This window comes from Streptomyces vulcanius (genome assembly GCF_042653945.1).
Lineage (GTDB): Bacteria > Actinomycetota > Actinomycetes > Streptomycetales > Streptomycetaceae > Streptomyces > Streptomyces mangrovi.
Genome location: NZ_JBHSFK010000030.1, coordinates 98,127 through 122,965 on the forward strand (window position 1 = coordinate 98,127; position 24,839 = coordinate 122,965).

Here is a 24,839-nt window from a genome sequence, read left to right on the forward strand (position 1 = left end):
CAGACGCCTACGCACCGGGAGAACCCCATCCGATGCGCTGGCTCACTCTGGGCCTGCTGGGGCCGGCCCAGCTCATGCTGATCCTCGACCTCACCGTGGTGGCCATCGCGCTCCCCCACATGGAGGCCGATCTGCATCTGGGGCGCGCCGCCCTCACCTGGGTGGTCAGCGGATACGCCCTGACCTTCGGCAGCCTGATGCTGCTCGGCGGCCGGGCGACCGACCTGTTGGGCGCCAAGGGCGTGGCCCTGGCCGGACTCACCGTCTTCACCCTTGCCTCCCTCACGGCCGGACTCGCGACCGGTGCGCCCATGCTGCTCACCTCCCGGGTGGCGCAGGGCGTCGGCGCCGCGCTGTTGTCGCCGGCGGCCCTGTCCGTGGTGGTGCGGCTCTTCGACGGCGACGAACGCAACAAGGCGCTCGGCATCTGGTCGGCGCTCGGCGGCGGGGGCGCCGCCCTGGGCGTGCTGCTCGGCGGGGTCATCACGGCCGGGCCGGGCTGGACCTGGGTGTTCTTCATCAACGTCCCCGTCGGCCTGGTCATCCTCGTCGCGCTCGTCCGCCGGCTGCCGGACGCCTCCCCCAGCAGCTCGGTGCGGGTGGCGACCATGAGCGCGTTGACCCGGATGCCCTGTCGGCCGTACTCGGCGGCGGCACGGGTCGGTCCGAGCACCGCCCGCTCGGCGGCGACGTAGGTCGCGGCGGCGCCGGTGGCGAACGGCCCGGCGGTGCTGGAGGTGTTGACGATCACCCCGCCCGTCTCCCGCCCGAGCAGCACGGGGATCTGCTCCCTGAGGCAGTTCCAGACCCCGCGCACGTTCACGTCCATGATCCGGCGTAGAGGGCGTCGTCCGTCTCGTGCAGCGGTGCCCCGCGCACACCCCACCCGGCGTTGTTGAACGCCGCGTCCACGCCGCCGTACGTCTCGACGGCGAGCCGTACGGCCCGCGCGACCTCGGCGCGCGAGGTCACGTCGGCCGGTGCCGCCGACGCCCGGCCGCCCGCCTCCCCTGTCTCCGCCACGAGCACGTGCAGCCGCGCCTTGCGCCGGGCGACGAGCCCGACCGAGGCCCCCTCGGCTGCGAAGAGCCCGGCAGCGGCGGCGCCGATCCCGCTGGACGCCCCGGTGATTTCCGGCGGGCGGGGGTACCCGGGGCAGATGACGTCCTACGAAGCGGCAGCGGCGAGTTCCGCGTTCGGTGTGGTGGCCGTGCTCATCGGCGGTCTGGTGATCACCGGCGCGCTCATCTGGGCGGTACGCCTGGGCACGAAGGTACGGCGGCAGGAGTCGCGGCCACCGCGGCCCTCCGAGCAGCCCACCCGCCCGGCGCCCGGCACCGGCCAGGACAGCCATGAGAGGCGGGAACCGAACGAGATGCCCCGCGACGGCGCGCGCCTCACGCCCCATGAACTCGGCGCCTCCGGCACCCGACGCAGCGACGACCAGACCCGCCCGCGCTGGAACTCGGGTGCCGACGGCTCGTCCGGCGACGGACCCGGCAGGACTTGAGCAGGACTGACGGCGGTCATGAGGAGGGCGGAGCCAGAGCCGGCTCCGCCCTCCTCATGACCGCCGTCAGTCCTCGCTCCGCATGACGTTCCCCTCGTTCCCCCACCGCTTCGGTTCCGCCTCCGCGTCGGCCGTCGCGCGGACGCAGGTGCGGATGCCCTGCCCGCGCAGCCGGCGCGCCCTCGCCCAGCCCGTCTCGGGTCGGCGGAGGGTGTCCGTCTCCTTCGCTTCCGCAGTCACAACGGTTCATCTTCCTTTCTGTGCACGGTCCGTTCCCCTCGCTCCACCTGTCAGTCACCGAGTCTCCACGGACCGCCCGAAGAAACACGGAAACGGCGGTTCCACAAGCCCTCCCCCGATCCACCCCCTCCTCGCCGGCCCGACACTCTGACCGATTTATCCGCATTCAATGAGGTTTGCACGGAACTGGGCGGGCCACTCGGACGAAGAGGTGGCCATGTCCAACACCGAGAACACCAGAAACAGCAGGCCGGAGCCGATGGAAGTGATGCGCCGGGCACGCGCCCAGTTCGCGGAGCTGACCGGCGTCGCCGCGGAGACCGTCTCGTCCTTCGAGCGCACGGAGGAGGGCTGGGTCCTCGAGATCGAGGCCCTCGAACTCTCCAAGGTGCCGGACACCATGAGTCTGATGGCGGGCTACCAGGTCGAGCTCGACCCGAAGGGACGGCTCACCGGCTACCGGCGCGTCCGCCGTTACGAACGAGGGCGGGCCGACGCACATCGGCCCGGCGGCCGATAGGGCCGCCGGATCACCCGTTACCACCGGAGGAGGCAGCACCGGCATGACCGTTGTCCCGGCACAACAGACCAGCGGTGGAGGCGGCAGCAGCCTCTACGACGTGCTGGAACTCGTCCTCGACAGGGGTCTCGTCATCGACGCGTTCATACGCGTCTCCCTGGTCGGCATCGAGATTCTCAAGATCGACATACGGGTCGTGGTGGCCAGTGTCGACACCTATCTGCGGTTCGCCGAGGCATGCAACCGCCTCGACCTGGAGGCGGGGCCGCGCAAGGCCCCGGGCCTGCCCGACCTGGTCGGCGAGATCACCGAGTCCGGCGCCCGCGGCAAGTCCAAGGGTGTACTGGCCGGCGCGGCCGAGACCGTGTCCGGCGCCGTCAAGCAGGCCCGCGGGGAGGCCGAGACCGAGACCGGGCCGCGCGACAGCGAGCCCCGGCCACGCGACGCCGAGTCCCGCCCGCGCGCCCGTAAGAGCACGGCCTCGCGCCGCAGGGAGCGGGAGGAGGAGCGGGAGTGACTACGTACGTCTATGGCATCACCACCGCCTCGCATCCGGCTCTCCCGGACGGCATGGCGGGAGTCGGCGACCCCCCGGTGACCGTGCGGGTCCTCAAGAAGGGGCGGCTGGCGGCCGTCGTCAGTGACGCGCCCGAGGGACTGCGCCCCAAACGCCGGGATCTGCTCGCCCACCAGGCCGTGCTCGCCGAGGCGGGCGGCGCCGGCTGTGTGCTGCCCATGCGGTTCGGCAGTGTCGCTCCCGACGACGACGCGGTCACCGGCGTGCTCGCCGAGCGCTCCGAACACTACGAGGAACGGCTGCGGGCCCTCGATCACAAGGTCGAGTACAACATCAAGGCCACCCACGTCGAGGACGCCGTACTCCGCCGGGTGCTGACGGACAACCCCGAGTTGCGGGCCATCGCCGAGGCCAACCGGCAGGCGGGCGGCGGCACCCACGAACAGCGCGTCCAGCTCGGCGAGATGATCGCCGCCGCGGTCAGGGCGCAGGAGGCCGAGGACTCGGTCCTCGTACAGGAGGCTCTGGAGCCGTTCGCCGCGGCCGTCGGCGTGGGGCCCGAGTCGACCGGCTGGCTGGCCAATGTCTCGTTCCTGGTGGACCGGGACGCGGCGGCCGACTTCGTCAAGGCGGTGGCCGGGTTCGGAGAGTCGCAGCCGCACCTCGATGTGCGTATCAACGGCCCCCTGCCGCCGTACAGCTTCGTCGAGCCGGGCCCGGCGGTACCCGCCGGCACGGGCCGGGGGAGGTAGGTGGGTGTCATGGGACTGATCGGAGAGATTCTGCTGCTGCCGTTCGCCCCGGTGCGGGGCAGCGGATGGGTGCTCGAACAGGTCCGCCGTGAAGCCGAACGGATCTACTACGACCCCGCCGCGATCCGGGCCGAACTCGCCCGGCTGGAGGAGCAGTTGGAGCACGGGGAGATCACGGAGGAGGAGTTCGACCGGGCGGAGGACGAACTCCTCGACCGGCTGGAGATCGCGATGCGCGAGAACCGCGAGAACCGCGGGAACACAGAATCGGACGGGAGAACAGCGCCATGAACGGCATGGGACTGGGCCTTGCGCTAGGGGCCGGATACCTCCTCGGACGCACGAAGAAACTGAAATTCGCCCTGGCCCTCGGCTCTCTGGCAGCCGGCAAGAAGCTGAACCTGACCCCGGGCGGCGTCGCGGAACTGGTGTCACAACAGCTGCGCGACAACCCGCAGTTCAAGGAACTCGGGGAGCAGCTGCGCGAGGATCTGCAGGGCGTCGGCAAGGCCGCCTCCGGGGCGATGGTCGAGCGCCGGATGGAGTCGCTGGCCGACCGGCTGCACGACCGTACGTCCAAGGTCCGCGACCAGCTCTCCGGCGTCGTGCCCGAGGACGAGGAAGAGCCCGACGAGGAAACGCCCGTCGACGAAGAGCCTGACGAGGAAGAGCCCGAGGAAGCAGAGCCCGACGAGGAAGCGGCCGACGAAGAAGAGCCCGCCGAAGCAGAGCAGGCGGAGTCCGCCGAGGAAGACGAGGAGCCTGAGGAGCCTGAGGAGCCCGAAGAAGCTGAGGAGGACGAGGCCAAGGGTGCCTCCGGTGGCGGCGACCGGCCGCGGCGGAAGCGTACGGCCCAGAAGACGGCGCCGAAGAAGCCCGCCCGCAAGGCGCCGGCCAAGACACCCGCCAAGAAGGCCCCGGCACGCGGTTCGGCCGGCAAGAAGACGGCGGCCAGGAAGAAGACCACGGCTTCCAGGGCCCGATCGGCCAAGGGAGGCGAGGACCGATGACCAGGACCCCTGGTGCGAACGACGCCGGCCCCCTGTCCGAGCTGGTGCAGAGCGAGGCCGCGGACCGGCTCAAGGAAGAGGTGCAGGAATACCTCGCGGCCCAGGCCCAGCGCATGCTCATGGGCGTGGGGCACAAGCTGGGCGATACGACGGCCAGACTCAACGGCATCGCCGAGGGCGGCAGCTCGGGCGGCCTCGGCCGGCTGCTCGAAGGCGGACGGAAGCTCGCCGAAGGCAAGGGCCCGCTGCGCTCGGTCCTGGAACTCGGTGCCTCACACGCGAAGGACAGCGTCATGGGCGCATTCAAGAACCTCGGAGGCGGCGGCAAGGGCAAGCCCAAGGGCGGTCCGAGCAAGAAGCCCACCGTCATCATCGAGCAGATCGACGTCGGCGTACCGCTGCGGACCGCCTACGACCAGTGGACGCAGTACCAGGACTTCAGCACCTTCGCCAAGGGCGTCACGAACGCGAACCGCGCGGACGACATCCAGTCGGACTGGCAGCTGAAGGTCCTCTGGTCCAACCGCAGTTGGAAGGCCACGACCACGGAACAGGTCCCGGACGACCGGATCTCCTGGACGTCGGAGGGCGCCAAGGGCACCACAAGGGGTGTCGTCTCCTTCCATGAGCTCGCCGAGAGCCTCACCCGCGTCCTGCTGGTCATCGAGTACTCCCCCTCGGGCTTCTTCGAGAAGACCGGCAACATCTGGCGCGCCCAGGGCCGCCGGGCCCGGCTCGACCTCAAGAACTTCGCCCGCTTCATCACCATCAAGGGTGAGGCCGAGGACAGCTGGCGCGGCGAGATCCGCGACGCCGAGGTCGTCCGCTCGCACGAGGACGCGGTCGCGGAGGAGAACGAGGAGAACGAGGAGAACGAAGAGGGCGAGGAGGAATACCAGGAGGAGGACGCGGAGGGAGCCGCCCCGGACGACGAGTACGACGACAACGAAGCAGAAGCGGAGTACGAGGAGGACGAGGACGAGCCCGAGGACGCCTACGAAGAGGAAGAAGAGGCTGAAGAGGGCGAACCGGAGCCCGCCGAGGCCGGTGCCCGCCGATGACCACGCCGGGCAGGCTGCCGGAACCGTACGGCCAGGGCGGAACCAGTCTCGCGGACGTCCTGGAGCGCGTCCTGGACAAGGGTGTCGTCATCGCGGGCGACATCCGGATCAACCTTCTCGACATCGAACTGCTCACGATCAAGCTGCGCCTTGTCGTCGCCTCCGTCGACAAGGCGAAGGAGATGGGCATCGACTGGTGGGAGGACGACCCGGCGCTCTCCACCCGCGCCCGGCGCGACGCGCTGGCCCGGGAGAACGCCGAGTTGCGCGAGCGGCTGACCCGGCTGGAGGAGCTGGATCCCGGGCTCGCCTCTCCGGACGTCCGCGAGAGGAGTCGAGACGTCCGCGAGAGGAGTCGAGATGACGGCACTGCGTTACGTGTACGCCGTGTGCCGGCCCCTTGGTTCGCCCCTGCCCGCCGGTCTGACGGGCGTCGAGGGAGATCCCCCCACGCTGCTCGCCCACCGCGGCATGGTCGCCGTGGTCGGCCGGGTGGCGGAGGAGGACTTCGCCGAGGAGCCGCTCCGCCGGCATCTGGAGGATCTGGACTGGCTGGCGGCGACCGCCCGCGCGCACGCGCAGGTCGTCGAAGCGCTCACCGCCGTCACCACACTCCTGCCGCTGCGGCTCGCCACCGTGTTCCGGGACGACGACGGCGTACGGCTGATGCTGGAGGAACGTGAGGACGACCTCCGCCGGACCCTGGACCGGCTCGCCGACCGGGTCGAGTGGGGCGTGAAGGTCTACGTCGAGGCCGGAACAGAGGCCGAGGCCGCGACCGAGACCGCCGGCACGGGCCCGTCGGCCAACAGACCCGCCTCGGGCCGGGACTACCTGATGCGACGGCGCCGTTCGACAAGGGCTCGGGAGGACGCGTGGCAGCGGGCCGAGGAACTCGCGGGCCGGCTGCACGCCACCCTCCGCACACGGGCCGAGTCCTCCCGCCTGCACCCGCCGCAGCACCCCGCCCTCTCCCGGACCACCGGACAGAACGTGCTCAACGCCGCCTATCTGGTGCCGCGTTCGGATTCCGAGGAATTCGTGGAAACAGTGAGCGGTATCAAGGGCGAGGAGCCCGGAACGCGCGTCGAACTCACCGGCCCGTGGGCGGCCTATTCGTTCGTGGACACAGAAGGCGTGGACACAGAAAGCGACGTGGACACAGAAAGCGAAGAGAAGACGACGGGCGAGGAGAGGCAACGATGACCGCCACAGTGGAGCGCCGAGAGGTGGCTCTCGTGGACCTGCTCGACCGGCTGCTCGCCGGTGGGGTGGTGATCACGGGAGACATCACCCTGCGCATCGCCGACGTGGACCTGGTCCGCATCGACCTCAACGCCCTCATCAGTTCCGTGAACGAGAACGTCTCGTCTCCCTGGGGGGATACGCCGTGACCGCTCGCCGCAACCGACTCGACCTCGAACCCGACACCGTCGAGCGCGACCTCGTGAAACTCGTCCTCACCGTGGTCGAGTTGCTGCGCCAGCTGATGGAACGGCAGGCGCTGCGCCGCTTCGACCAGGGCGACCTGAGCGAGGAGCAGGAGGAGCGCGTCGGACTCACGCTGATGCTGCTCGACGAGCGGATGACCGAGCTGCGCGAGCGCTACGGGCTGCGGCCCGAGGACCTCAACCTAGACCTCGGCCCGCTCGGCCCGCTCCTCCCCCGCGAGTGAGCGAGGTCGTCCCCTTCGCGCGCGCGGCTCCGGGGGCCCTGCGGAGTACGGGGCCCCCGGAGCGCCTGGTCCCGTGGGACCGGTGAGCGGTCGAGCGGTCAAGCGGTTCGGACCTCAGATCGGACCTCATTCGGACCTCAGAGGGGTGAGCCGGAGTCCCCGGGGCGGACGCTTCCGCGCCAGCCACCGCCCTCGCCGCCGCTCTCGACGTATTCCTTGAATCGGTGCAGGTCACCCTTGACCCGCCGGTCGATCACGCCCAGCGCGTCCGCGCCCTTCTCGGCGACACCGCTCGGCTCGATGTCCATGGTGAGCGCCACCCGGGTGTGCGCGTCGTCCAGCCGCTCGAACCGGACCGAGCCCCGCTGCCGGGTGCCTCCGCCGACGGAGCGCCAGGTGATCCGGTCGTCCGGCTGCTGGTCGACGATCTCCGTGTCGAACTCGCGCCGTACCCCGCCGATCTTGGTGGTCCAGTGGTTGTGCAGGTCGTCGACCTGCCTGACCTCCTCGACGCCCTCCATGAACTTCGGGAACTCCTCGAACCGGGTCCACTGGTTGTATGCCAGGCTCAGCGGAACCGCGACGTCCACCGCTTCCTTGATCGTGCTCATGGTTCCTCCTCCGGTGTGAGGTCACCGAGTACCCGGGAAACCAGGGCGGAGACGTCTGTGGCCGCTGCCGCCGCCACGCGTGTCACGGCGTCGCGCCGGGCACTCGGTGGCGATGAACACGAAGCGAGCGATCCGTGGGTCCTACTGGCTCGAGTCCGCGCCGCCCGGCGCACCCGATCCCCCGCCGGCCGGTGACCTCGCCGTCGAGGTCGCCGTGGTCGGCGGCGGCATCGCCGGACTGAGCACGGCCTGGGAGCTGGCCCGGCAGGGACGCGAGGTGGCCGTCCTGGAGGCCGGGCGCCTCGCCGCCGGGGTCACCGGGCACACGACGGCCAAACTGACCGCCCTGCACACCCTGGTCTACGACCACCTCAGACGCACCCGGGGCCCGGAGGGCGCCCGGCTGTACGCGCGCTCGCAGACCGCCGCGATCCGGCACGCGGGCGAGATCGTCGGCGAACTCGGCGTCGACTGCGACTGGGAGGAGGCCGCCGCCTTCACCTACGCCGAGGATCCCCGGCACATCGGGGAACTCCGGGCGGAGGCGGAGGCGGCCCGCGAGGCGGGGCTGCCGGCCGAGTTCGTCACGGAGACCGAGCTGCCTTTCCCGGTCGCCGGGGCGGTCCGGGTGACCGGGCAGGCCCAGTTCCATCCCCGGAGGTATCTGCTGGCGCTCGCCGACGACCTGCGCCGGCACGGCACCCCACGGGGACGGCGAGCGGCTGCTGATCGTCACCGGAGAGCATTTCACCCCCGGCACCGCCGATGTCGAGGAGCGGTTCGCCCGGCTGTCCGCCTGGGCCGACGCCCGCTTCCCGGGGCTCACGATCACGCACTGGTGGGCCACGCAGGACAACGACTCCACCGACTCCGTCCCCCTCGTCGGACCGCTCCACCCCGGCAGCCGCCACACCTACGTGGCGACCGGGTTCGGCGGCTGGGGTCTGAGCGGCGGCATCATGGCGGGCCGGCTGCTCGGTGAGCTCGTGGCCGGCCGCGAGGTCGAGTGGAGCGGTCTCTACGATCCCCGTCGGCTGGCCTCCGTCGTCCGTGAGGGAGGGACCTTCCTGAAGCACCAGGCCCAGGTGGCCCGGCACTTCGTCGGCGACCGGATTCCGCCCCTGACGGGACCCGGTCCGCAGGACATCGCCCCGGGCGACGGGGCCGTCGTGCGGGTGGGCGGACGGCAGTGTGCCGTTCACCGTGACGAGGGCGGCCAGCTCCAGGCGGTCTCGGCCCGCTGCACCCACCTCGGCTGCCTCGTGGCCTTCAACCGGGCGGAACAGGCCTGGGAATGCCCGTGCCACGGCTCCCGCTTCGCCCCGGACGGACAGATCCTCCAGGGCCCCGCCGTGCGGCCCCTGGAGAAGCGCGACCTCTGAGGCCGCCCACAAGGGCCCGGCCGTGTCCCCCCACGGACCGGCACCGGGAGGGTCACGGAAGTATCGGCTCGCGGCGATTCGGCCACGGTCGGCGGCCCGGCCGCCGTGCAATGCGGGGGTGGACGATGCCTGTGCCCCGGAATCACTGGTGGGGAACGCGGCTCAAACACGCGTGTTCGAGACGGGTGGGCGGCTCGTTGTCCCGGTCATCATCAGACATCCCCAACCCGGCCTTCGGGCCGCGCTGTTGGTGACCGGCATGCCCCCGACCCCTCGTCGCGCGAACCGCAGGAGAAGCCATGATCCCCACCCTTGTCCTCCCCCGTCCTCGTCCCGGGCGGCCCGAGGCCGTCCGGGCAGCTGACCGAGCCGGTGTGACCACCGGTGACGGCGCCACCCCGGTGCGCGTCGCGGACAGCTCACGCCCGACACCGAGGTGGGGGGCATGACCGACCCGCAGTTCCTGCCGGCACCTGTCCGTGCCTGGGCCGAGAGCACCCTGGGCGCGCTCGTCGCCGTACGCCCCGCACCGCCCGGCCCGTCCCCCGCCGGTGTGTGGCACGTCGTCCGTGCGTGCGACGACGCCCGCTTCCAGGTCAAGATCGCCCCCACGCCCGGGGCCTTCACCCGGGAGACGTTCGCCTACCGGCACGCCGTGCCCGCCCTCGGCCCCGGCAACGCGCCGCGTCTGGTGGCCACCTCCGCACGGCAGTTGGCGCTGATCGTGACCGCCCTCCCCGGCACGCCCCTGGGTCGGCTGCGGCCGACGGACGTCGTGCCCGGAACGGTCCTCTGGCGGGCCGGATCCCTCCTCGCCCAGCTGCACCAGGCCGGAAGGCCGACCGTCACCGCGTACCGGGAGGCGTCCTCGGTGCTGTCCCGCCTCGCCGACGAGTCGGCTCACCACGTCGACATGGCCGGCGACTGGCTGCCGGCGGAGGACCAGAAGTTCGTCATGGCGCTCGCCGACCGTTTGCGGGTCGTCGACCGGCTGCCCCTCGGGTTCGTGCACGGGGGCGCCCTGGCATCGAGTCTTCTCTGGTCCGACGGGTCGCGGGCGGCGCTGCGGGACTTCGAGCGGTCGCGCTTCGCCCCGGTCGTCCTGGACTTCGTCCATCCGGCCGACGGGCTCTGGGCCACCCGGCGCGACACGTTCTTCGACGGTTACGGCCGCGCCCTCGGCCACGGCGAACGGCTCGCCCTGCGCTGTCTGACGGGCCTGCGCGCGGCGCGGTCGATGGCCGAGGGTCGCGCGGCCGGCGACCGTACGGCCGCGCGCCGCGGCCGGGCCGTACTCCACCGGCTGAAGAACGAGGTGAGCGCGTGATGCCCGGGCGACCGCTGATCGTCCCCGGCGGGCCGGCGGTACGCCGTCCGGGCCGGGGGCAGGGAGGGGGCCGGTGAGCGCCACGTCCCGGCCGGAGGCGACGAGCCGTGCGGTGGGCACCGGCAGGGTGCCGCCCCCGCCGCCCGCCGAGCTGCGCTACGGCGGCAAGTTCAGCAAGAACCCGTTGGAGGAGGCCGCGTTCGCGGCCATGGTCCGGCGGTTGCCGGCGGTGCTGTCGCGGACCGCGCGGATGGCGTGGGCGATCGACCGCCGGGCCGTGCTGCTCCTTGCCGGCTGCCAGCTGGCCGTCGGTGTCGGCGCCGCGGTCCAGCTGACGGCCACCGCGCACGCGATGCGTTCGGTCTTCGGCGCCGGGCCCGTGCCCGACCGGCTCCACCAGGCGCTGCCCGCCCTGCTGGTCATCGCGGTGGCCGCGATGACCGGGCGGGCGGCGACCGCGCTGTCGTCGTACGCGGACGGCCGGATCACCCCCCTGCTGACCACGGAGGCGGACAGCACCCTGGTGGAAGCCGTGTGCCGGATCGAGGCCGCCGCCCGCGCCGAGGACGGCTGCGCCGACCGGCAGGAGGCCGCGGAGATGGGCGTGGTCCGCAGCCACTTCATGATCCAGGACGCCACCCGTCTCACCGCGGCCGTCATCCGTATGGTCACCGCGAGCGGGGTGCTGACGGTGCTGCACCCGCTGCTGCTGCCCCTGCTGCTGCTCGCCGTCGTCCCCGCCGGAGTCGGCGCGGTGCTGCACGCCCGGGTCACCTACGAGACGCACTACGCGAACGTGGGCGACCGCAACGTACGGCAGAACCTGCGCGGGTGGGCGACCAGCGCGAAGTTCACCGACGAGATCCGCGCCAACACCATGACCGGCTACCTGAACTTCTGGTACCGGTCGATCTCCGAGCGGATCGACGCCCGCACTCTCGCCGTCGCGCCCAGGATGCTGAGGATCGTCCTGTGCAGCTCGGCGATCGGCGGGGTCTTCCTGGTGGCCACCTGGGCCGCGCTGGCCTGGCTGGTGAGCACCGGGAGGATCGAGCCGGCGATCGCCGGGACCGCGGTCGTCGCCGTGCAGACCACGCTCGCCGCGCTCTCCCAGCTGGTCACCAACGGCGCGGCCATGTTCCACACCTCGCTCTACCTCGCCGACATGGACTCCTTCCTCGACTACGCCGCCGAACGTGCCCCGAAGCGGGGCGAGTCGGCCGTCGCCGGGCCGTTGGCGGAGATCCGGGTGGAGGAGGCCGTCTACCGGTACCCGGGCAAGGAGAGACCGGCCGTGGACGGGGTGTCGCTGACGGTGCGCCGGGGCGAGATCCTCGCCCTGGTCGGCGAGAACGGATCGGGGAAGTCCACGCTGTCCCGGCTGCTCGCCGGAATCTTCCTGGCCGACAAGGGCAAGGTCCGCTGGAACGGCCGGGACGTCACCGGCCTCGACCCCGACAGCCTGTGGAACCTCTCCGGGCTGGTGCCGCAGAGTTTCGCGCAGTGGCCGCTGTCGGTACGGGACAACGTCACCCTCGGCCAGCCCCGCGAGGAGGGGGACGGCCTGGTGTGGGAGGCGGTCGACGCGGTCGGCCTGACCGGGGCCGTCGAGGAACTCCCGGCCGGTCTGGACACGCTGCTGGCCCGGGAGCTGTGGGGCGGCAGCGAGTTGTCCGGCGGGCAGTGGCAGCGTCTTGCCTGCGCCCGCGCCCTGTACCGCAAGGCGGGGCTGCTGATCCTGGACGAGCCGACCTCGGAGATGGACGCCCGCGGCGAGCACACGATCCTCCGGAAGATCAGGGCGCTGGCCGGCGACTGCGTCACGGTCGTGGTGACCCACCAACTGGTCAACACGAAGATCGCCGACCGGATTCTCGTCATGGAGCACGGCCGGATCGCCGAACAGGGAACCTACGACCAACTCGCCGCCGGAGGCGGCCTGTTCGCCGAACTCCTGGCCCTCTCCACCAACCGCTGACCCTCCGGGGTGCCGCGCCCCGGGTCCTCCCGGCGCGGCACCCCACTCCCCCGAGGAGCCCTACCGGTGGCATTCACCAGGACCGACGAGTGGGACGCGCACTACGCGAGCGGCAGGACGTTCCGGCCTCTCACCGACGCCGAACGCCGACTGCTCGCCGCACACGCCCCCGCCCCTGCCGACGGGGTAGCCCTGGACATCGGCTGCGGGCTGGGCGCTACAGGGGCTGTTGGAGCAGCTGCTGGCGCCCCTCGGCGGCCTGGACAGCGCCCGGACGCACGCGTTCACCAGCGAGCTCAGGACCCTGCTCGACGTGCCGCTCGATCCCGCCGAGACCTCCCAGGAGACGTCATGACCGTCACCGCACCGCCCGCCGACAGCCGCGTCATCGCCCTGGCGCACTTCGCGGCCCGGGCCGTCCTGGAACACGTCCTGGCCCGTCACGGAGCCACCTACCCGCAGCAGATCACCCTCCGGACGGCCCTCACGGCCGACGGGCCGCTGGACGCCGACGCGCTGGTCGCCCGGGTCGCCTCGACGCTCAGGGCCGACCCGGAGTCCGTGCGCGCGACGGTCGGCGAACTCCTCACCAAGGGGCTGCTGACGGACGAGGGGCCGCACATCGGACCCACGGCCGCCGGGCGGGAGCTGTTCGCGACCGTCGGCGCCGAGACGGCCCCGGTCTCCGCCCGGATCTACGCCGGGATCCCGGCCGAGGACCTCGCCGTCGCCGGCCGGGTGCTCGCACACGTCACCGAGCGGGCGAACGCGGAGCTGGCCGCCCTGAACGCCCGGTAGCCTCACCCGTCCAGTAGTGGAATATTCAACAATGGCGTCCGGTTGACGGCCTCGAAGGAGGCACGAGTGGACATCATGTACGACACGACGCAGGACACGGCCTACTACGCACACGGAACGCCGGCCGAGCGCTGGGAGCGCGCGCGGCTGTTCTTCGACGCGCGGGACTACACCGCCGCGGCGCGGGTGCTGTCCGGGCTGGTCGAGGAGGTGCCGGAGCAGACCGGACCCCGGCTGCTGCTGGCGCGCGCCTACTACCACTCGGCCCAACTGCACCGCGCAGAGACCGAGTTGCGGCTGATCGTCGAGCGCGACCCGGTCGAGCACTACGCCCGGCTGATGCTGGGCCGCACCCTGGAACGGCAGGGGCGGCACGAGGAGGCGGGACCGCATCTGCGGATCGCCTCGGCGCTGGCCGGTGACTTCCCGGAGGAGTGACCCGACCGACACGGGAGCAGGGAACGGGGAGCGGCCCGGCGGTGGTCTTCACCGCCGGGCCGCTCGTGTACGTACGCGGGTCAGGCCGGTGTCCGCAGCCCCCGCCGGTGGGCTATCTCCCCGAGGACGACGTCCACCACCAGGAAGGCGGCGAGCGGGATGCCGAGGAGCGGGACGAAGTAGCCGACCACGGCGACCGCCGCCATCAGCGGGACCAGGACGTACGGCGGGACCTGCGCCCAGGCGCCGCGCGGGATCGGTCGGCCGAAGGCGTTGCCGCGACCGCGCTGCCACCACATCCGGTAGCCCCACACGATCAGCAGGATCAGGGAGAGCGCGAGAAGCATCAGCGCGAGCTGGTTGACCAGGCCGAACAGCACGCCGGTGTGCAGGTCGATGCCCCACCTGGTCAGCTTGGCGAGCAGCGGGTAGTCGGCGAACCGCACGGTGTCGGTGACCTCGCCGGTGGCCGGGTCCACGGCGACCGCGTCCTGCTTCTCGGGCCAGCTGCGCTGCACCTGCCGTACGACGTATGCCGAGGACGCGTCGGCGGGCGGGACCATCTCGACCGGGTCGCCGAGCCCCTTCGCGCGCGCGGCGGCCAGGATCTTGTCCAGGCCGACGCCGTGCTCGCCGTCGCCGCCCGTGCCGGAGGCCGCATCGTGGCCGGCGTGCTCGCCGCCGCCGCTCGCCGCCGCCGAGACGGACGGGGTGGCCTGGCCGAGGGAGGTGCGCAGTTCGTCGATGTTGGCGCCGGCGTACGCCGACCAGGTCAGACCGGTCGCGGACAGGAAGAAGAACCCGGCGGCGGCCCATACGCCGACGGTGCCGTGCAGACCGAGCGTGCGGCGCCGGCCGCTGGTGCCGCGGACCTTGCGCAGCGCGCGGCGGCGGGAGAACCACAGCACGACGCCGCCGCCCGAGATCACCCACAGCCAGCTCGCGGCGAGTTCGCTGTAGAGGCGGCCGTTCTCGCCGAGGTGCAGATCGCGGTGGAACTCGTCGATCCAGGTGCGCAGCGGCAGCGCGCCGGTCGAGCCGTACTGCTCCAGCGCCCCGCGCACCTTCCCGGTGTACGGGTCGACGAACACGGCGAGGGTGTGGGTGGAGGCGACCCCCTCGACGCCGGAGAGCATCACGCGGGTGGTCGCGTCCGCCTCCGGGGAGGGACGCACCGCGGAGACCGTGCCCTCGGGGTGGGCCTCGCGGGCCGCGTCCACCTGCTCGGAGATCGGCAGCTTCGTCTCGCCTACCGGAACGGTCATCTCGTGGCTGTACACGAGCTTCTCGGCCTGGAACGCGCCGGCGTACAGGAAGCCGGTGACGGCTGCGACGAGCAGGAAGGGCGCGACGAACAGCCCGGCGTAGAAGTGCAGGCGCAGCACCAGGGGCCGCAGCGGGGCCCACGGGCCGCGGGACTTCGGCGCGGGGGCGACGGCCTCTTGCGGGGCCTCGTCCGTGGTGGTCGGGGGAGCGGTGGACATCGGCGGGCTTCTCCGGGTTCTGGGGACGGTCTCGGCCATGGTCGTTCAGCCGTGACGGACCAGTAGTCGGAGGCAGGTCCGGTTGAGTTCCCGCGACTTATCGTGACCTGCGTCACAGGCGGCGGTCATGGCATGCTGGCCCGATGGCAACTCCCAGTCCTCGTACACCCCTTGCCGACCGTATCGAGGAACTCCTCGCCCCCGGCGGCCCGTTGCCCGTCGTCGCGGCGGGCGCCCCGGTCCTGCGCTCCGGCGCCGAGCGCTACGACGGCCAGCTGGACCCCGCTCTCCTGGCCCGGTTCGTCGAGGCGTTGCGCGTCACCATGCACGCGGCGCCCGGTGTCGGGCTCGCCGCGCCGCAGGTCGGCGTGGCGCTGCGGATCGCCGTGATCGAGGACCCGGCGCCGGTGCCGGAGGAGGTGCGGGTGGCCCGCGGCCGGGTGCCGCAGCCGTTCCGGGTGCTCGTCAACCCGTCGTACGAGTCCGTCGGTTCGGCCCGTGCCGCGTTCTTCGAGGGGTGTCTGAGCGTGCCGGGCTACCAGGCCGTGGTGGCCCGGCACGCCGAGGTGCGGCTGACGGGTGAGGACGAGCACGGGCGGGCGCTGGACGAGGTGTTCAGCGGGTGGCCGGCCCGGATCGTGCAGCACGAGACGGACCACCTGGACGGCACGCTCTACCTGGACCGGGCCGAGCTGCGGTCGCTGTCCGCCAACCAGACGGTCCTGGAGCGCTGGGCGCAGCCGACCCCGGTGGCGGCGGCGAAGGAACTCAACTTCCCGTTGCCGTAGCTCACTTGTCGCGGAACGCCTCCAGCAGCCGGAGCCACACCTCGCTGATCGTCGGGAAGGACGGGACCGCGTGCCACAGGCGGGAGATCGGCACCTGGCCGACGACCGCGACGGTCGCGGAGTGGATCAGTTCGCCGACGCCCGGGCCGACGAAGGTGACCCCGCGCAGGATCTCCTCCTCCAGGTCGACGACCATCCGGGCGCGTCCCTTGTAGCCGTCTGCGTACAGGCCCGCGCCCGACGCCGAGGACATGTCCACGTCGACGGCACGCACCCGGTACCCCGCCTGTTCGGCCTCCGCCAGTGACAGGCCCACCGCCGCCGCCTCAGGGTCGGTGAAGACCACCTGGGGGACGGACCGGTGGTCGGCGGTGGCGGCGTGGGCGCTCCAGGGGCCGATCTCGGTCAGCGGGTTCCCGGCGGCGCGGGCGGCGATGGCGGCGCCCGCGATGCGCGCCTGGTACTTGCCCTGGTGGGTGAGGAGGGCGCGGTGGTTGACGTCGCCGACGCCGTAGAGCCAGTCGGTGCCGGTGACGAGCAGGCTGTCGTCGACCGTGAGCCAGGACCCGGGCTCCAGGCCGACGGTCTCCAGGCCGAGGTCGTCGGTGCGCGGGGCGCGGCCGACCGCGAAGAGGATCTCGTCGGCCTCGATGCGTTCACCCGTGTCGGTGATGACCACCACGGTGCCGTCGGAGCGGGTCACCGACTGCGCGGAGGTGCCGGTCCGGACGTCCGCGCCGGCTTCGGTGAGTGCCTCGGCGACGAGCTCGCCCGCGAAGGGCTCCATCCGGTCGAGCAGGCCCTTGCCGCGCACGAGCACGGTGACCTGCGCGCCGAGGGCCTGGTAGAGGGTGGCCATCTCGGTGGCGACGACTCCCCCGCCGACCACGACGAGCCGGCCGGGCACGACCTGCGCGCTGGTCGCCTCCCGGCTGGTCCAGGGCTTCACCTCGGCGAGTCCGGGCAGCGGGGGCAGGACGGCGCGGGTGCCGGTGGCGACGGCGACGGCGTGCCTGGCGGTGAGTACCTTGTCGCCCACGGTCACCGTGCGCGGGCCGGTCAGCCGGCCGTGGCCGCGGAAGAGGTCGGCGCCGACGCCGTCCAGCCACTGGGCCGCGCCGTCGTCGTGCCAGTCGGAGGTGAAGTAGTTGCGGTGGGCGAAGACCGCGGCGGCGTCCAGAGGGCCCTGGACGGCTTGGGCGAGGCCGGGCACCCTGCGGGCGTCGGCGCGGGCGAGGACCGGGCGCAGCAGAGCCTTGCTGGGCACACACGCCCAGTAGGAGCACTCGCCGCCGACCAGCTCGCTCTCCACGACCGCGGTGGTGAGACCGGCGGCACGGGTGCGGTCGGCGATGTTCTCCCCCACGGGCCCGGCTCCGAGCACCACGACGTCGTAAGCGATGGTTTCCGTTTCCGTCATGGGGCCAGTCTGGTCGGTGGTGTGCGCGGAGGCCACACGGGTAGGGGCGCGGAATACGGGTCCGGGCCGCAGTGTTGTGCGGACGGTTTCGCCCCACACAGGGAACCCATGCGGGGAACCCACTCAGGGAAGAGGGATTCAGGTCATGAGCAGCACCGTGGAGCTCACCAAGGAGAACTTCGACCAGACGGTCACGGACAACGAGTTCGTCCTGATCGACTTCTGGGCGTCCTGGTGCGGGCCGTGCCGTCAGTTCGCGCCGGTGTACGAGAAGGCCGCGGAGGACAACCCCGACCTGGTGTTCGGCAAGGTGGACACCGAGGCGCAGCCGGAGCTGGCGCAGGCCTTCGGTATCCAGTCCATCCCCACGCTGATGATCGTCCGGGACCGGGTCGCCGTGTTCGCCCAGCCCGGCGCGCTGCCCGAGGCCGCCCTGACGGACGTCATCGGACAGGCACGCAAGCTGGACATGGACGAGGTCCGCAAGGCGGTCGAGGCGGAGCAGGCCAAGAGCGAGTAGCCGAGGCCTCGGCCGCCGTCCGGCCAGAACGTCGCCGTCCGGCCAGAACGTCGCCGTCCGGCTAGAACGGGTACGGCGCCACGTCGCCGCGCACCGTGGTCCAGCGGACGTCGGTGAAGGCCTCCAGGTTGGCGTCGCCGCCGAAGCGGGCGCCGGTGCCGGAGGCGGCGACCCCGCCGAAGGGCGCCACGGCCTCGTCGTTCACCGTCTGGTCGTTGATGTGGACGATGCCGGTCGGGATGCGCTCGGCGAGGTCGAGACCGCGGGCGGTGTCGCGGGTGACGATGCCCAGTGAGAGGCCGTAGGAGCTGTGGGCGGCCAGCGTGGCGGCCTCGTCCGGCGTGGCGAAGGCGCGCACGGGGGCCACCGGGCCGAAGACCTCCTCCGCGTAGGCGGGGGTGGTGTCGTCGACGCCCGCGAGAACGGTCGGCCGGTAGAAGAGGTCCTCGTGGGTGCCGCCGGCGGCGAGCTTGGCGCCGGCGCCCGTGCTGGCCTCCACCAGGCCGTGCACCTTGGCGAGTTGGCCGGCGTCGATGAGCGGGCCGAGGTGGACCTGCGCGCGGTGCGGGTCGCCGACGGCCAGGGAGTCGGCCTTGGCGGCGAGGCGCTCGACGTACTCCTCGTAGAGGGAGGCGTGGACCAGGTGGCGGCCGGTGGTCATGCAGATCTGGCCCTGGTGGAAGAACGAGCCCCAGGCGGCCGTGGATATCACGGCGTCGAGGTCGGCGTCCTCCAGGACGACGAGCGCGGAGTTGCCGCCGAGTTCCAGGTGGGCGCGCTTGAGATGGCGTCCGGCCGCCTCGCCTACCGCGCGTCCCGCGGCGGTGGAGCCGGTGAAGGAGATGACGGGGACGCGCGGGTCCTCGACCAGGGCGGCGCCCGTCTCGGCGCCGCCCGGCAGCACGTGCAGCAGGCCCTCGGGCAGCCCGGCCTCGGCGAGGACGGCCGCCAGGGAGAGGCCGCCGCAGACGGCCGTGCGCGGGTCGGGCTTCAGGACGACCGCGTTGCCGAGCGCGAGGGCGGGCGCGACGGAGCGGATCGAGAGGATCAGGGGGGCGTTGAACGGGGAGATCACCCCGACCACCCCGACCGGGACCCGTCGGGTGTACGACAGCCTGGGCGCCTCGCTGGGCAGCACCTGCCCGGCCGGGCGGGAGGCGAGGGCGGCGGCCTCGTAGCACTCCTGGGCGGCGACGTGGAGTTCGAAGTCGGCCTTGCCGGGGATGGATCCGGACTCGCGCACGATCCAGTCGCGCAGTTCGTCGGCGTGCGCGGCGAACAGGTCACCGGCCCGGCGGAGCACTCCGGCGCGGACGAAGTGCGGTACGCGGGCCCAGTCGGCCTGGGCGGCGCGGGCGGCCTCGGCGGCCGGGGCGACGTCCTCGGGGGCGGCCAGTACGACCGTGCCGAGCCGCTCGCCGGTGGCGGGCTCGGTGACGGCGTACTCGGGTCCCGTCAGGGTGCCGGACTGCCAGGTCCGCGGGTCGAGCAAAGGGGATTCGAGCAAAGGCATGCGGCTCTCCGATCGGTGTCCCGCGGGACCCACGGCTCACAAGGGCAGCGGAAGTCCCGTGTAGTTCGCAGCCAGTTCGGCGGCGGCGTGGCGGGATGCGGTGATCCGGCGCAGCCGGGCGAGCTGCATCCGGTGGTCGAACGCATCCCCATCTGGTTGAGCGTGCAACATCCTAGTCATGTCGTAGGAGAAACGGATGGCCTGCCACACGCGCTGGAGGGAGAGCTCCGAGTACCTGTCCAGGGTCCGGCTCGAGCCGGTGGTGTGCAGTTCGGTGAAGGCTCGGGCGAGGATCCGCACGTCCGAGACGGCGAGGTTGAGTCCCTTGGCCCCGGTCGGCGGGACGACGTGGGCGGCATCCCCGGCGAGCAGTAGCCGGCCGTGCCGCATCGGTTCGTGGACGTGGCTGCGCATCGGGGTGACGGCCTTGGCGGTGATCGGGCCGCGGCGCAGTGTCCAGTCGCCGTCGATGGCGAAACGGGCGGCGAGTTCGTCCCAGATCCGGTCGTCCGGCCAGTCTTCTCCCCTTGTCCCGTTGGGGACTTGGAGATACAGCCGGGAGACCAGCGGCGAGCGCATGCTGTGCAGGGCGAAGCCGCGCTCGTGCCGGGCGTAGATCAACTCCGCGCAGGACGGCGGAACTTGGGCGAGCACCCCGAGCCAGGAGTACGGGTGGTCGTGACCGTACGTCCGCACGGCCCCGGCCGGGAAGGCCTCGCGGGCGATGCCGTGGGAGCCGTCGCAGCCCACCACCCACGCGCAGACGAGGGTCTGTTCACGGCCCTCGTGGCGGAACCGTACGACGGGTGAGGCGCTGTCCGGCCTCTCGACGGCGAGCGCCTCCGCCTCGAACAACAGGGGTGGCCCTTCGGCGAGTTGCAGTTCCACGAGGTCTTTCACGATCTCCGTCTGGGCGTAGATCGTGACGGTCCGGCCGCCGGTGAGGGTGGGGAAGTCGAGGTGGTGGCGCTCGCGGTCGAAGCGCAGCTCGATGCCGTGGTGCACCAGGCCCTCGGTGTCGAGGCGGTCGGCGGCACCGGCCGCGCGCAGGGCGTCGACCGTGCCCTGTTCCAGCATCCCGGCCCGCTGCCGGTGCTCCACGTACTCCCGGGTCCGGCTCTCCAGGACCACGCAGTCCAGGCCGGCGCGGTGCAGCAGCCGGGCCAGGAGCAGTCCGGCGGGGCCGCCGCCGATGATGCCGACCGTGGTGCGCATGGCATGCCCCTTCCGCTCAGCTGGAGTCGCGGTGCACCACCGTGGCTCCGTACTCCTGGTGCGACTCGGGCGGGGCACCCGGGTTGCGCACCGCCCGGTCGACCAGGGCCGCGAGGTCCCGGCCGGAGGGCAGCTCCAGCCGCACGGTACTCAGCCGGGGCCGCAGCAGCCTGCCGGGCATCACATCGTCGGCACCTATGAAGGCCGCGTCCTGCGGTATGCGTACCCCGGCGTCCTGCAGGGCCCTCATCAGCAGCATGGCGTACTCGTCGTTGTAGGCGAAGACGCCGTCCAGGCCGAGGTCGGGCCAGCGGTCGACGAGGGCGGCCGCCGACTCCTCCGTGTACGCCAGGGGCAACGGGACGACGGTCGCGTCGGTGCCGTGCAGGGCGTCGCGGGCACCGGCCAGGCGGGGCGCGGAGAACATCTCCATGCCACGCTCCTCGGGGATGACGACACCGATCCGGCGGCGGCCCCGGGCGTACAGGTGATCGACGGCTCTGCGGCCGACCTCGGCGTGGTCCAGGAACACCGAGTGGGCTCCCTCGACGGGCGCGGCGCTGAGGGTCACCACGGCCCGGACTCCGGACCGCTTGAGCACGGCGACCCCGTCGGGTCCGATGCTCGGGCTGGGCACCAGCACGGCGACCGGCCGCAACTCGGCCCAGGCCCGGGCGGCGTCGTCACCGCGCAGACCGGTGGCGCCGTACTGGACGACGGTGTAGTCGAGGCGGCTGAGCGCGCCCTGGACGTCGTGCACGAACTGGCTGTAGCGCTGCCCGGCCGGTACGGGCAGAGTGGGCATCAGGACCATCCGGCTGTGTCCGGCGCGCAGGCTGCGGGCGGCTGCGTGCGGTACGTACCCGAGTTCCTTGGCGGCCTCGTGGACACGGCGGCGGGTGGGTTCGCTGATGCGTACGGCGCTGGTGTTGTTCAGGACGTAGGAGACGGTCGCGCGCGAGACCCCGGCCAGACGGGCCACATCTGCGCTGGTGGGCACGGGGCGGGGCGCCGGCGACTTCGGCGGCGCGGGCGTGTTCGGTATCTGCACCATGACGTACGGCATCTTGGCAGAACCTGTGAACGAATTTCCGCTTGGGGCGCCGCAAATGACGTACGCCCAGCCCACAGCCCCGACACGCCCGCGACCCCCGTCGTCCACCGGGCCGCCGCTTGCCGCCTGCCCGTGCGTACACCGCCCGCCACCGAGCACTTGCCCGTGCGCACAACGCACCGCGGCCGGCCGAGCGCGCGTCCGGCGTCGGAGCCGGGGCACCGGCCGGCCGTCAGGCCGCCGTCACCCGGTCGACCAGGTCGGTCCAGCCACGCTCCAGCCGGGCCAGCGGGGCTCCGCACTGGCGGGTCAGGTGGTTTACCAGTACGGGGTTGAGGTAGCCGAGGAAGGTGTGGGCGAGCAGGTCGTGGTCGGCGTCGGGAGCGGCCTGGCGGAGGAGGAGCATGAGGTGGCTGTGATGGACCCGGAAGGCCGGCACGGAGTAGCGGCGGTCCGGGCCGGCCTCGGCCGCCAGCAGGAGGTCCATCTCGTCGACGCAGCGCCGCAGCATCGTGATCCCGAACGCCCGCAGCCGTTCCGCGGGGGTCGCGCCCGGTCCCAGCGGCGGAGGCCCCGTCAGGAACGCCGCCTGCATCTTCTGCTCCGAGTGGTCGAGGAGCGCCGTCAGCAGACCGGTGCGGTCGCCGAAGCGCCGGAACACGGTCCCCTTGCCCACGTTCGCCGCGGCGGCCACGGCCTCCATCGTGACGCCCGCCGCGCCGTGCTCGGCGATCAGCCGGGCCGCGGCGTCCAGCAGCCGGGCGCGGTTGCGGGCGGCGTCGGCACGCAGGCACGGCTCGTCGCCGGTGAACCCGAGTTGCAGTAACTCGGGCTCGCCGGTGCGCTCCCCGGGCCTTGGGAGAGGTGGCAGCGGTGTGGACATGAACTCAGCGTAAAGCATCCGGCAGAAACTGGACCGCGGTCCGGTTAGGGTGCTAGAACAAGTAGAAGATTAAACGGACCCCGGTCCGGATCAGTAACAGTAACGTTTCAGCACTTTGGAGCACCCATGTCTGTTCGCATCCTCGCGCTCGTCGGCAGCCTCCGGGCCGGTTCGACCAACCGCCAGCTGGCCGAGGCGGCCGTCAAGGTCGCTCCCGAAGGCGCCGAGGTGTCCCTCTACGAGGGCCTGGCCGACATCCCGTTCTACAACGAGGACGTCGACGTCGAGGGCAGCGTCCCGGCTTCCGCCGCCAGGCTGCGCGAGGCCGCGCAGGCCGCAGACGCCTTCCTGCTCGTCTCCCCCGAGTACAACGGCACCATCCCTGCCGTCCTGAAGAACGCCATCGACTGGCTGTCCCGCCCGTACGGCGCCGGCGCCTTCAGCGGCAAGCCGGTCGCCGTGGTCGGCACCGCGTTCGGCCAGTTCGGCGGCGTGTGGGCGCAGGACGAGGCCCGCAAGTCCGTCGGCATCGCCGGCGGCAAGGTCCTCGAGGACGTCAAGCTGTCCATCCCGGGCTCCCTGACCCGCTTCGCCGAGACCCACCCGGCCGACGACGCCGAGGTCGCCGCCCAGCTGGCCGAGGTCGTGGCCCGTCTGCACGGCCACGCGGGCGAGTCCGCGGCCGCCTGAACACGGTCACACCACGAGGGTCCGCGGCGACGGCCGCGGCCCCTCTCCCGCCGCCCCGCCTCCGCTCGGCCCGGCTCAGTCCGACTCGGGCCAGTCGCGTTCCGCCGCTTCCGCTCGGCCCGTCTCCATCCAGTTCGGCCAGTCGCGTTCCCCGCTTCCGCCAGGTCCGGCTCGGTCCGGCTCGCGCCAGTCGCGTAGCCCCGCTTCCGCTCGGCCCGGCTCCGCCCAGTTCGGCCAGTCGCGTTGCCCCGCTTCCGCTACGGCCAGGCTCAGTCCGGCTCGGCCAGTCCCGTTCCCGGCTCCCGCCAGGTCCGGCTCCCGCCAGTCGCGCAGCCCCGCTTCCACTCGGCCCGGCTCCGCCCAGTTCGGCCAGTCGCGTTGCCGGCTTCCGCCAGGTCCGGCTCGGGCCAGTCGCGTTGCCGGCTTCCGCTACGGCCCGGCTCAGTCCAGCTCGGCCAGTCGCGTCACCGCCGGTGCCACGAAGCGCTCCATCCAGCCGGACGTCTCCCCGAGCCGGGGTGCGAGGATCACCGTGTCGATGCCGAGCTTGGCGTAGCCGCCGAGATCGAGCAGGAAGGCGTCGAGGTCGCCGGCCGTGGCCGCCTCGCCGGAGTAGGTGATCGTCTTCAGGACGGTGTCGTAGTCGCGCCCCTCCGTCTCGCAGTGCCCGCGCAGCACGTCGAGCTTGTGCCGCACCTCCTCGGGCGTCGTCGCGAACAGGTTGCAGGCGTCCGCGTAACGGGCGACCAGCCGCAGCGTCTTGCGCTCGCCGGTGCCGCCGATCAGGATCTCCGGGCGCGGGGAGGCGACCGGCGCGGGCACGCACAGGGTCTCCGCGAGTCGGTAGTGGCGGCCCTCGAAGGGACCGTCGTCCTCCGGGTCCCACATCTGCAGACAGATCCGCAGGGTCTCCTCCAGCCGCTCGAACCGCTCCGCGACCGGCGGGAACGGCACGTCGAGCCCCTCGTGCTCACGGTCGTACCAGGCCGCCCCGATGCCCAGCGACGCCCGGCCGCCGGACAGCACGTCGAGCGTGGTGACGATCTTGGCGAGCAGGCCGGGGTGCCGGTAGGTCACGCCGGTGACCAGCGCGCCCAGCTTCAGCGTGGAGGTGTGGGCCGCGAGGAACGCCAGGGTCGTGTAGGCCTCCAGCATCGGAGCCTCGGCGCCGCCGTTGAACTCCATCTGGAAGTAGTGGTCCATCACCGACAGCCGGCTCACCCCGGCCGCCTCCGCGGCCCGCCCGGCCGCCGCGAGCTCGGCCCCGAGCGCGGGCGCGCCTCCGGAGGTACCGAACTGGTTGATGTGCACACCGACACGCATGTCCGTCTCCGCTCCGCAGCGACCGTATTACGACGCCGGTGACGCTAGACGTTGGAGCGCTCTCGAAGTCAAGTGAAGAGGACGCGCGGACGGGCCACGCCGCTCCCGCGTTTCCAGCTGGTAACCCTGA

At 72.3% G+C, this 24,839-nt stretch carries 26 protein-coding genes and 5 pseudogenes; 21 read left to right on the forward strand and 10 right to left on the reverse strand.

The annotated features are described in order from the left end of the window. Window positions 1-119: 119 nt before the first annotated feature. Window positions 120-527, forward strand: a pseudogene (locus ACFPIH_RS36975) (MFS transporter); the annotation flags it as partial. Window positions 528-574: 47 nt separating this feature from the next. Here ACFPIH_RS36975 and ACFPIH_RS36980 read toward each other — a convergent pair. Then, window positions 575-1,161: pseudogene (locus ACFPIH_RS36980) on the reverse strand (SDR family NAD(P)-dependent oxidoreductase); the annotation flags it as partial. On the opposite strand from ACFPIH_RS36980, the gene ACFPIH_RS36985 reads away from it, so the two are divergent. Then, a complete protein-coding gene (locus ACFPIH_RS36985) occupies window positions 1,160-1,510 on the forward strand; it encodes a DUF6479 family protein (protein ID WP_381182538.1) in 351 nt (116 codons plus the stop codon). The pseudogene ACFPIH_RS36980 and the gene ACFPIH_RS36985 overlap by 2 nt on opposite strands. A gap of 66 nt (window positions 1,511-1,576) precedes the next feature. On the opposite strand, the gene ACFPIH_RS36990 is transcribed toward ACFPIH_RS36985, so the two are convergent. Next, the gene (locus tag ACFPIH_RS36990) at window positions 1,577-1,750 is read right to left on the reverse strand and encodes a hypothetical protein (protein WP_381182383.1); all 174 of its coding nucleotides are present in this window, start codon (window positions 1,748-1,750) and stop codon (window positions 1,577-1,579) included. Between the two features lie 217 nt (window positions 1,751-1,967). Between ACFPIH_RS36990 and ACFPIH_RS36995 the strand changes: the two genes are divergently transcribed. From ACFPIH_RS36995 to ACFPIH_RS37040, 10 genes and pseudogenes are all read left to right on the forward strand, one after another. Next, a complete protein-coding gene (locus ACFPIH_RS36995) occupies window positions 1,968-2,270 on the forward strand; it encodes a gas vesicle protein GvpO (protein ID WP_381182381.1) in 303 nt (100 codons plus the stop codon). A 43-nt stretch (window positions 2,271-2,313) separates the two neighbouring features. Beyond that, complete coding sequence (locus ACFPIH_RS37000) at window positions 2,314-2,787, forward strand: gas vesicle structural protein GvpA (RefSeq protein WP_381182379.1); 474 nt, start codon at window positions 2,314-2,316, stop codon at window positions 2,785-2,787. Beyond that, window positions 2,784-3,539 (forward strand): GvpL/GvpF family gas vesicle protein, encoded by a 756-nt coding sequence (locus ACFPIH_RS37005; protein ID WP_381182377.1) that lies wholly within the window; start codon window positions 2,784-2,786, stop codon window positions 3,537-3,539. The genes ACFPIH_RS37000 and ACFPIH_RS37005 overlap by 4 nt, the downstream gene beginning before the upstream one ends. Window positions 3,540-3,548: 9 nt before the next feature. Continuing rightward, window positions 3,549-3,830 carry a gas vesicle protein GvpG gene (locus ACFPIH_RS37010; RefSeq protein WP_381182375.1) on the forward strand — a complete coding sequence of 94 codons (282 nt, stop codon included), beginning with the start codon at window positions 3,549-3,551 and terminating at the stop codon, window positions 3,828-3,830. Next, window positions 3,827-4,549, forward strand: coding sequence for a DNA primase (locus ACFPIH_RS37015; protein WP_381182373.1), 723 nt, complete (start codon window positions 3,827-3,829; stop codon window positions 4,547-4,549). Before ACFPIH_RS37010 ends, ACFPIH_RS37015 begins: the two co-directional genes overlap by 4 nt. Then, window positions 4,546-5,610, forward strand: a complete 1,065-nt coding sequence (locus ACFPIH_RS37020) for an SRPBCC family protein (protein ID WP_381182371.1) — start codon at window positions 4,546-4,548, stop codon at window positions 5,608-5,610. Before ACFPIH_RS37015 ends, ACFPIH_RS37020 begins: the two co-directional genes overlap by 4 nt. After that, window positions 5,607-5,921 (forward strand): annotated as a pseudogene (locus ACFPIH_RS37025) (gas vesicle protein); the annotation flags it as partial. The gene ACFPIH_RS37020 and the pseudogene ACFPIH_RS37025, both read left to right, overlap by 4 nt. Before the next feature lie 49 nt (window positions 5,922-5,970). Continuing rightward, window positions 5,971-6,816, forward strand: coding sequence for a GvpL/GvpF family gas vesicle protein (locus ACFPIH_RS37030; protein WP_381182369.1), 846 nt, complete (start codon window positions 5,971-5,973; stop codon window positions 6,814-6,816). After that, on the forward strand, window positions 6,813-7,004 hold the full coding sequence (locus ACFPIH_RS37035) for a gas vesicle protein (RefSeq protein ID WP_381182367.1): 192 nt from the start codon (window positions 6,813-6,815) through the stop codon (window positions 7,002-7,004). Before ACFPIH_RS37030 ends, ACFPIH_RS37035 begins: the two co-directional genes overlap by 4 nt. Beyond that, window positions 7,001-7,285, forward strand: a complete 285-nt coding sequence (locus ACFPIH_RS37040; RefSeq protein ID WP_381182365.1) for a gas vesicle protein K — start codon at window positions 7,001-7,003, stop codon at window positions 7,283-7,285. The genes ACFPIH_RS37035 and ACFPIH_RS37040 overlap by 4 nt, the downstream gene beginning before the upstream one ends. A 137-nt stretch (window positions 7,286-7,422) precedes the next feature. On the opposite strand, the gene ACFPIH_RS37045 is transcribed toward ACFPIH_RS37040, so the two are convergent. Continuing rightward, window positions 7,423-7,896: an SRPBCC family protein gene (locus tag ACFPIH_RS37045; protein WP_381182363.1), complete on the reverse strand. Its 474-nt coding sequence runs from the start codon at window positions 7,894-7,896 to the stop codon at window positions 7,423-7,425. 112 nt (window positions 7,897-8,008) lie between these two features. Between ACFPIH_RS37045 and ACFPIH_RS37050 the strand changes: the two are divergent. From ACFPIH_RS37050 to ACFPIH_RS37075, 6 genes and pseudogenes are all read left to right on the forward strand, one after another. Beyond that, a pseudogene (locus tag ACFPIH_RS37050) lies at window positions 8,009-9,278 on the forward strand (FAD-dependent oxidoreductase). A 445-nt stretch (window positions 9,279-9,723) separates the two neighbouring features. Continuing rightward, window positions 9,724-10,605, forward strand: a complete 882-nt coding sequence (locus ACFPIH_RS37055; RefSeq protein WP_381182361.1) for a phosphotransferase — start codon at window positions 9,724-9,726, stop codon at window positions 10,603-10,605. 73 nt (window positions 10,606-10,678) lie between these two features. Further along, on the forward strand, window positions 10,679-12,583 hold the full coding sequence (locus ACFPIH_RS37060; RefSeq protein ID WP_381182359.1) for an ATP-binding cassette domain-containing protein: 1,905 nt from the start codon (window positions 10,679-10,681) through the stop codon (window positions 12,581-12,583). Window positions 12,584-12,800: 217 nt separating this feature from the next. Continuing rightward, window positions 12,801-12,938 (forward strand): annotated as a pseudogene (locus ACFPIH_RS37065) (MarR family transcriptional regulator); the annotation flags it as partial. Beyond that, window positions 12,935-13,381 (forward strand): MarR family transcriptional regulator, encoded by a 447-nt coding sequence (locus tag ACFPIH_RS37070; protein ID WP_381182357.1) that lies wholly within the window; start codon window positions 12,935-12,937, stop codon window positions 13,379-13,381. The pseudogene ACFPIH_RS37065 and the gene ACFPIH_RS37070, both read left to right, overlap by 4 nt. Window positions 13,382-13,456: 75 nt before the next feature. Then, entirely contained in the window at window positions 13,457-13,819 is a 363-nt protein-coding gene (locus ACFPIH_RS37075; protein ID WP_381182537.1) for a tetratricopeptide repeat protein, read from the forward strand. An 80-nt stretch (window positions 13,820-13,899) separates the two neighbouring features. Here ACFPIH_RS37075 and ACFPIH_RS37080 read toward each other — a convergent pair whose 3' ends face one another. Continuing rightward, window positions 13,900-15,303 (reverse strand): PepSY-associated TM helix domain-containing protein, encoded by a 1,404-nt coding sequence (locus ACFPIH_RS37080; protein WP_381182355.1) that lies wholly within the window; start codon window positions 15,301-15,303, stop codon window positions 13,900-13,902. A 143-nt stretch (window positions 15,304-15,446) separates the two neighbouring features. On the opposite strand from ACFPIH_RS37080, the gene ACFPIH_RS37085 reads away from it, so the two are divergent. Beyond that, window positions 15,447-16,091, forward strand: coding sequence for a peptide deformylase (locus ACFPIH_RS37085; RefSeq protein WP_381182353.1), 645 nt, complete (start codon window positions 15,447-15,449; stop codon window positions 16,089-16,091). Between the two features lies 1 nt (window position 16,092). Here the strand turns inward: ACFPIH_RS37085 and ACFPIH_RS37090 are convergent, their stop codons facing one another. Continuing rightward, entirely contained in the window at window positions 16,093-17,511 is a 1,419-nt protein-coding gene (locus ACFPIH_RS37090; RefSeq protein ID WP_381182351.1) for a dihydrolipoyl dehydrogenase family protein, read from the reverse strand. Between the two features lie 145 nt (window positions 17,512-17,656). Between ACFPIH_RS37090 and trxA the strand changes: the two genes are divergently transcribed. Beyond that, window positions 17,657-18,031 carry a thioredoxin gene (trxA, locus tag ACFPIH_RS37095; RefSeq protein ID WP_381182349.1) on the forward strand — a complete coding sequence of 125 codons (375 nt, stop codon included), beginning with the start codon at window positions 17,657-17,659 and terminating at the stop codon, window positions 18,029-18,031. A 61-nt stretch (window positions 18,032-18,092) separates the two neighbouring features. On the opposite strand, the gene ACFPIH_RS37100 is transcribed toward trxA, so the two are convergent. From ACFPIH_RS37100 to ACFPIH_RS37115, 4 genes are all read right to left on the reverse strand, one after another. After that, window positions 18,093-19,544 (reverse strand): aldehyde dehydrogenase family protein, encoded by a 1,452-nt coding sequence (locus ACFPIH_RS37100; protein ID WP_381182347.1) that lies wholly within the window; start codon window positions 19,542-19,544, stop codon window positions 18,093-18,095. Between the two features lie 36 nt (window positions 19,545-19,580). Then, a complete protein-coding gene (locus tag ACFPIH_RS37105; protein WP_381182345.1) occupies window positions 19,581-20,759 on the reverse strand; it encodes a 4-hydroxybenzoate 3-monooxygenase in 1,179 nt (392 codons plus the stop codon). Window positions 20,760-20,775: 16 nt separating this feature from the next. Further along, window positions 20,776-21,825, reverse strand: coding sequence for a LacI family DNA-binding transcriptional regulator (locus ACFPIH_RS37110; protein ID WP_381182343.1), 1,050 nt, complete (start codon window positions 21,823-21,825; stop codon window positions 20,776-20,778). A 220-nt stretch (window positions 21,826-22,045) separates the two neighbouring features. Then, window positions 22,046-22,696 (reverse strand): TetR/AcrR family transcriptional regulator, encoded by a 651-nt coding sequence (locus ACFPIH_RS37115; RefSeq protein WP_381182341.1) that lies wholly within the window; start codon window positions 22,694-22,696, stop codon window positions 22,046-22,048. Between the two features lie 126 nt (window positions 22,697-22,822). Here ACFPIH_RS37115 and ACFPIH_RS37120 point away from each other — a divergent pair, with 126 nt between their 5' ends. Beyond that, entirely contained in the window at window positions 22,823-23,386 is a 564-nt protein-coding gene (locus ACFPIH_RS37120; protein ID WP_381182339.1) for an NADPH-dependent FMN reductase, read from the forward strand. Window positions 23,387-23,827: 441 nt separating this feature from the next. On the opposite strand, the gene ACFPIH_RS37125 is transcribed toward ACFPIH_RS37120, so the two are convergent. Next, window positions 23,828-24,709, reverse strand: coding sequence for an LLM class F420-dependent oxidoreductase (locus tag ACFPIH_RS37125; RefSeq protein WP_381182337.1), 882 nt, complete (start codon window positions 24,707-24,709; stop codon window positions 23,828-23,830). Window positions 24,710-24,839: the final 130 nt, after the last annotated feature.